This is a genomic window from Streptomyces fuscigenes, from assembly GCF_021556455.1.
Lineage (GTDB): Bacteria > Actinomycetota > Actinomycetes > Streptomycetales > Streptomycetaceae > Streptomyces > Streptomyces fuscigenes.
In genome coordinates, this window is the sequence record NZ_JAKGCV010000023.1 from 24,132 (window position 1) to 30,353 (window position 6,222).

Annotated in this window: 8 protein-coding genes; all 8 read left to right on the forward strand. The window is 73.3% G+C overall.

Features of this window, described 5'->3' with window-relative positions; translation table 11 throughout:
• Positions 1-113 precede the first annotated feature (113 nt).
• On the forward strand, positions 114-1,184 hold the full coding sequence (locus tag L1885_RS04880) for an alkene reductase (RefSeq protein WP_235795714.1): 1,071 nt from the start codon (positions 114-116) through the stop codon (positions 1,182-1,184).
• Between the two features lie 156 nt (positions 1,185-1,340).
• Positions 1,341-1,802 (forward strand): hypothetical protein, encoded by a 462-nt coding sequence (locus L1885_RS04885; protein ID WP_235795715.1) that lies wholly within the window; start codon positions 1,341-1,343, stop codon positions 1,800-1,802.
• 216 nt (positions 1,803-2,018) lie between these two features.
• Positions 2,019-2,924: a zinc metalloprotease HtpX gene (htpX, locus tag L1885_RS04890; protein ID WP_235795716.1), complete on the forward strand. Its 906-nt coding sequence runs from the start codon at positions 2,019-2,021 to the stop codon at positions 2,922-2,924.
• Positions 2,925-3,104: 180 nt separating this feature from the next.
• Positions 3,105-3,692, forward strand: a complete 588-nt coding sequence (pspAB, locus tag L1885_RS04895; protein ID WP_235795717.1) for a PspA-associated protein PspAB — start codon at positions 3,105-3,107, stop codon at positions 3,690-3,692.
• A 296-nt stretch (positions 3,693-3,988) separates the two neighbouring features.
• Positions 3,989-4,840, forward strand: coding sequence for an STAS domain-containing protein (locus L1885_RS04900; protein WP_235795718.1), 852 nt, complete (start codon positions 3,989-3,991; stop codon positions 4,838-4,840).
• Positions 4,837-5,211 carry an STAS domain-containing protein gene (locus L1885_RS04905; protein ID WP_235795719.1) on the forward strand — a complete coding sequence of 125 codons (375 nt, stop codon included), beginning with the start codon at positions 4,837-4,839 and terminating at the stop codon, positions 5,209-5,211. The genes L1885_RS04900 and L1885_RS04905 overlap by 4 nt, the downstream gene beginning before the upstream one ends.
• Complete coding sequence (locus tag L1885_RS04910; RefSeq protein WP_235795720.1) at positions 5,208-5,630, forward strand: ATP-binding protein; 423 nt, start codon at positions 5,208-5,210, stop codon at positions 5,628-5,630. Before L1885_RS04905 ends, L1885_RS04910 begins: the two co-directional genes overlap by 4 nt.
• Positions 5,627-6,222 (forward strand): ATP-binding protein (locus L1885_RS04915; RefSeq protein ID WP_268983629.1); only part of this gene is annotated, 596 nt, incomplete at its 3' end. The genes L1885_RS04910 and L1885_RS04915, both read left to right, overlap by 4 nt.

A 6,222-nucleotide genomic window follows, 5' to 3' on the forward strand; every position in this document is an offset into this window, starting at 1 on the left:
CGTCCCTTCCTGCCGTGCGGCGCTCTCCCGGCGCCGCACGGCAGGACCCACAACCGGGCGCCCCGCGGCGCCTCCCGCAAGGCCGACCACCCGTATGACCGAGAGGGAAACCGATGACCTCGCTGTTCGACCCCGCCGTCTTCGGCAAGATCGCACTGTCCAACCGGCTGGTGATGGCGCCGATGACACGCAACAGGGCCAGGCCCGGCGGCGAGGCCACGGAGCTGATGGCCGAGTACTACGCGCAGCGCGCCACCGCCGGACTCATCATCACCGAGGGGACCCAGCCGTCGGCGGTCGGCCAGGGCTTCCTCGACACGCCCGGCATGTACACACCCGAGCACGTGACGGCCTGGCGCGCCGTGACGGACCGGGTGCACGCGGAGGGCGGCAGGATCGTCGTCCAGCTGATGCACGCCGGCCGCATCGGCCACCCCCTGCTGTACGCGGACGGCCACCGCTCCGTCGCACCCTCCGCGATCACTCCGGCGGGGCAGACGTTCACGCCCGAGGGACCCAAGGACTACCTGGAGCCCCGCGCGCTGACGCTCGCCGAGATCACCGCGACGATCGAGGACTACGCGGCCTCGGCGCGTGCCGCCGTCGAGGCGGGCTTCGACGGCGTGCAGATCCACGCCGGCAACGGCTTCCTGCCGCACCAGTTCCTCGCGCGGAACACCAACCGGCGCACGGACGGCTACGGCGGCACGGTCGAAAACCGCGTCCGCTTCACGCTGGAGGTCGTCGAGGCCGTCGCGGCCACCATCGGCAACGAGCGCACCGCGCTGCGCATCTCGCCCGCCAATCCCTTCAACGACATCGCCGAGGGGGACTCCGAGGCGATCTACTCGAAGCTCGTCCCGGCGCTGCCGAACCTGGCCTTCCTGGAGACGTGCGAGATCGTCGCCCGCCCGCTCACCACCCTCGTGCGGCAGCTGTGGAAGGGCAACCTGATCGTCAATCCGCACAGCGCACCGGACGCCTTCCCCGCGTCCGTCGCCGCCGGGCAGGAGGTCCTGGACGCGGGCCTGGCCGACGCCGTCTCGCTCGGCGCGCTGTTCCTGGCCAACCCGGACCTTCCGGCCCGCGTCCACGCCGGGGGCCCGTACACGGCGGCCGACGAGGCCACGTTCTACGGGGGCGACCACCGCGGATTCACCGACTACCCCCGGCTCGCCGGCTGACCGGCGGCGCGCCGCGGCACCTGGCCGGCGGCCCCGGGCGCCGGCTCACCCGGGGGCCCCGCCCGCGGGCGGGGCCCCCGGGTGAGCCGTCCGCCGACCGGGTCGCCGTCGTCTCCCGCGTGATAGAAGTGCCGGCTTCGGGAAACGCTCCTGGGCATGAACGACGACGGCGGCCCCGACCGCGCGCACCGGCGGCCCAAGGGCATGAGCGACGCGACGGTGGAGGCCCTCGGCTCCCTGTCCAAGGCCCTGGAGACGGTCGAGCGTGCCCGGGGACACCTGTACTCGTTCCACCAGTTGACCGGCGGCGCCGACCTGGAGCTGGACACCGCGGTGGAGCAGTTGCGCGACGCGGGCCACGGCGAGTGGGCCGACCGCGTCCAGCGGGAGATCGTCGGCCGCAACGTCATCCCCGGCCACTGGACCTTCCAGATCGTCGAGGCCTACAACGCCACCTACTACGAGCCGTTCCGCGCGCTCGAACGGCAGGCGCGCGACGACCTCGCCCAGGGGCGGGACCACCTCTTCGAGGCCGAGATGAAGGAGAGCCGCCGCACGCCCGGTCATCCGCAGCACACGGCCGGGCCCGACGACCCGGCCGGGCAGCCCGGCACGTGACACGAGCCGCGCGCCGGGCCTTCCGCGCCCCGTGGTCCGCGCCCGCCTTCGCGCCCCGCGTTCCGCGGTGCGGCCTTCCGCGGTACGGCCTTCGGCGGTGCGGCGGCGTCCCCGGGGTGCGCCCGCCCCGCGACCGATTCCATATGCCCTCTTTATTACGTTCAGAAGTGGAAAGGAGCACTATGTAGGCATATCGGGCAGCGAGGGAGGCGCCTCATGGAACGGAGCCGCTACCGGCAGGACCGGGGGCTGACCACACGCATGGTCACCTCCATGTTCCTCATCGGCCTCCTGTACGTGGTCCTCGTCGGGGTCCTGCTGGCCGTCCTCGGGCATTTCTGGGTCGTCATCGTGATCGTCGTCGGGGCGCTGTTCGTCGCGCAGTTCTGGTTCAGCGACAAGATCGCGGCCTTCGGCATGGGGGCGCGCGAGGTCACCCCCGAACAGGCCCCCGAGCTGCACGCAGCCGTCGACCGGCTCTGCGCGCTGGCCGACATGCCCAAGCCCCGGGTCGCCGTCGCGCGCGGCGACATGCCGAACGCCTTCGCCACCGGCCGCGGCAGGCGCAGCTCGCTCCTGTGCGTCACGACGGGCCTGCTGCGCCGCCTCGAACCGCAGGAGCTGGAAGGCGTCCTCGCGCACGAGATGTCGCATGTGGCACACCGCGACGTCGCCGTCATGACCATCGCCTCCTTCCTCGGTGTGCTCGCCGGCGTCATCACGCGGGTGGCCCTGTTCAGCGGGCTCACCAGGAGCGCCTCGAACGCGGGCCCCGCCGGGCTCCTGATCCTGCTGGTCCCGCTCGTGAGCGCCGTGGTGTACGTGATCGGCTTCCTGCTGACGCGCCTGCTCTCGCGCTACCGCGAGCTCGCCGCGGACCGCGCCGCCGCGCAACTGACGGGCCGCCCCTCGGCGCTCGCCTCCGCGCTCACCAAGGTGGACGGCCAGATGGCGCGGATCCCCACGCGGGACCTGCGGCGGGCGGAGCCCTACAACGCGTTCTTCTTCGTGCCCGCCTTCGCGTCGAAGAACAGCCTGGGCCACCTGTTCGCCTCGCACCCCACACTGGAGCAGCGGCTGGAGCAGCTCGCCCGCATCTCGGCCGAGATGGGGCGCCCGTGACCGGGGCCGGCGAGGATCGTGCGGCCGGCGAGGGGCCCGCGGTGTCCGCAGGCCGCGCGACCGTACGGGCCGCGGCGCCGGGGGGCCGCCGCACCGCGCCGCCCGCCGGGCCGCGAAGCCCCTGGACCGCGCCCGCAGCGCCGGGAAACCGCCGGATCCTTCCAGGGAGGAGGTGGCCCGATGGGCTTCCTCGACACCGTCCTCGGCCGTGACAAACCGGTACGCCCCGACCTCGACCAGCTCTTCGCCGTCCCGTCGGCGGCGCTCACCCTGCGGGCGGACGCCGGCCTGGAGCCGACCGGCCTCGGGTCGGTCTGCTTCGCCGGGGCGGAAGGCGGGAGCTTCGCTCGCGTCCGGCAGGACATCGGGGAACTCCTCGACGCCGCCACGGCCGGAGGCGACGGGCGGCCGGTGGAATTCAGCACGGACGATTTCGGCTACACCTGGCTGCTCGCGCGCCGCCCGGCCGACGACACGGCGGCCCTGGTCACCGACCTGCACGCGGTCAACACCCTCCTCCAGGACGGCGGGTTCGGGCCCCAGCTGCTCTGCTCCCTGATCGGCTTCCGGGACGCCGAGGGGCGTCCCCTGTCGCTCGTCTACCTCTTCAAGCGGGGCACCTTCTACCCGTTCGCGCCCGTGCCCGGCGGCGCCGAGAAGCGCGACAACCAGCGTGAACTCCAGGTCGCGGCCCTCCTCGGGAGCGATCTGCGGATCGAGCCCGACCTCGCCCGCTGGTTCCCCGTCTGGGGCGCACCGGGCCTCTGACCGCCCGCGGTCGCCCCGGTGGCGCCCGCCCGCCGCATGAGAGATCTCACGTCCGCACGAGCCACCGCCCCGGCCGGTCCTCCCGTCTCGACGTGCGCGCCCCCCTCCGTGTCCTGTCGTACGCCCCGCCCCGGCCGGTCCTCCGCACCCCGCCCGCGCGACGCCCCGGCCCTCCGCGTCCCGACGGACCGCGCACCGCCCCGACCACCCGCCCGGGCCATGACGTACGCTTCGGCGCAGTGTTGCCTTCTTCACTATTTTGATTTTCAACTTCTTACCTTTAAGGGGTATCGGTGATGGCGAAGCAGGGGACCGGGTCCGGTCTGGTGGGGCTGCTGTCGGCCGACGAGGGCAGCCTCGCCGACCAGTGGATCGACAGCGTGGTCGGGTCGCTCAAGGGGAGGATCAGCAAGGCCGAGGTCGGCCGTGAACTGCACGAGCTGTACGGAGCGCTGGTGGAGGCGCTGCGTGCGGGCGGCACCGATGCCCAGAGCCAGGAGATGTCCGAGACGCGGGCCCTGCTGACCGAGCTGTCGCGCAACCGGGCACGCCAGGGCTTCACGCCCACCGAGACCGCGATCAGCGTGCTGGCCCTGAAGCGGGTCCTGGAGCCCGCGCTGAACGGGGGCTCCGCGGCGGACGTCGCCGCGTACCTGGAACTGGGCCGGCTGCTCGACGACCTCGCCCTCTTCACCCTGGAGACGTACGCGCGCGCCCGCGAGGAGATCATCAGCGCTCAGGCCGTCCAGCTCATGGAGCTGTCGACCCCGGTCGTGAAGCTCTGGGACGGCGTCGTCGCCGTGCCCCTCGTGGGGACGCTGGACTCCGCCCGTACGCAGGTGGTGATGGAGAAGCTGCTGCAGGCGCTGGTGGAGACCGGTTCCGAGCAGGCGATCATCGACATCACCGGGGTGCCCGCGGTCGACACGCAGGTCGCCCAGCACCTGCTCAAGACGATCGTGGCCGCCCGGCTGATGGGCGCCGACTGCACGGTCTCCGGCATCCGCCCGCAGATCGCGCAGACCATCGTGGCGCTCGGGATCGAGTTCGGCGACATCGTGACGAAGGCGACCCTCGCGGACGCCCTCAAGCTCGCGCTCACCAGGTCGGGTGTCGACCTGGTGACGCGCGGGGGTGATCAGCGATGAGCGAACGCGTCCCCGTCCTGCGGATAGGCGACATCCTCCTCGTCTCCATCCAGGTGGACCTGGAGGACCAGGCCGTGCTGAACCTCCAGGAGGACCTGGCCGACCAGATCGTCACGCGCGCCGCACGCGGCGTCGTCATCGACATCACCGCCGTGGAGATCGTGGACTCGTTCGTCGGCCGCATGCTGGCGACGATCGCCTCCATCTCCCGGCTCCTCGACGCGGAGACCGTGGTCGTGGGCATGCGTCCCGCCGTGGCCATCACGCTCGTCGAACTCGGGCTGTCCCTGGGCGGCGTGCGCACGGCGCTCGACCTGGAGAAGGGCCTCGCGCTGCTGCGCCGGTCCGCCAGCGGCGCTGATCCACGGTGACCGCGGCCTGGGCGGCGGACGAGGAACCGCAGACGCAGAACATCGCCCACAACGACGACGTCGTCCGGGCACGGCAGCAGGTCCGTACGCTCGCCCAGCGGTGCCGGCTCTCGCTGGTGGACCAGACGAAGTTCATCACGGCCGCGAGCGAACTCGCCCGCAACACCCTCGTGTACGGCGGCGGCGGGGAGCTGCGCTCGGGCCTGGTCGAGAGGGAGGGGCGACGCGGGGTCGCCGCCGTCTTCGAGGACTCCGGCCCCGGAATCCCCGACATCGACCTGGCGATGACCGACGGCTGGACCTCCGGCGGCGGCCTGGGCCTCGGCCTGAGCGGCGCGCGCCGGCTCGTCGACGACTTCGTCCTGGACACCGAGGTCGGCCGGGGCACCACCGTCACCATCGTCAAGTGGGCGCGATGACGGCCCTCCAGGTCTTCGACCACGAGGACGTGGCGTGGCTCCGCGACGACGTCGGCCTGCCCGCCGCGGCCCGCGGGGCCGCCGCCACCCTCGCGCGCCGCATCGGCCTCGACAGCCACCGCGCCTCCGAGGTGGCGATCGCGGTGACCGAGGCCGCGACCAACCTGCACCGGCACGCCACCGACGGCGCGCTGCTGCTGCGCGTCCTGCGCACGCCGAGCGCCGCCGGCGTCGAGTGCGTCACCGTGGACACGGGACCCGGCATGGCCGACGTCGCCGAGGCGCTGACGGACGGCACGTCCACGGCCGGCACCCTCGGCATCGGCCTGGGCGCGCTGGCGCGGCTCGCCGACGCGTTCGACATCCACTCCGTCCCCGGCCGGGGCACCGTCCTCGCGGCCCAGTTCTGGCCGCGCGGGCAGGCCGCCGACCCGCGGGCGGCGCGGCACGGCGCGTCCGTCGCGTCGGGCCTCACCCGGCCGATCAGCGGCGAGACCAGCTGCGGCGACGCCTGGGCGGTACGGGTGGACCCGGGCGGGGACGAGGACCCGCGCGGCGGAGCCACGCGCGACACACGCGCTCCTACGGAGGG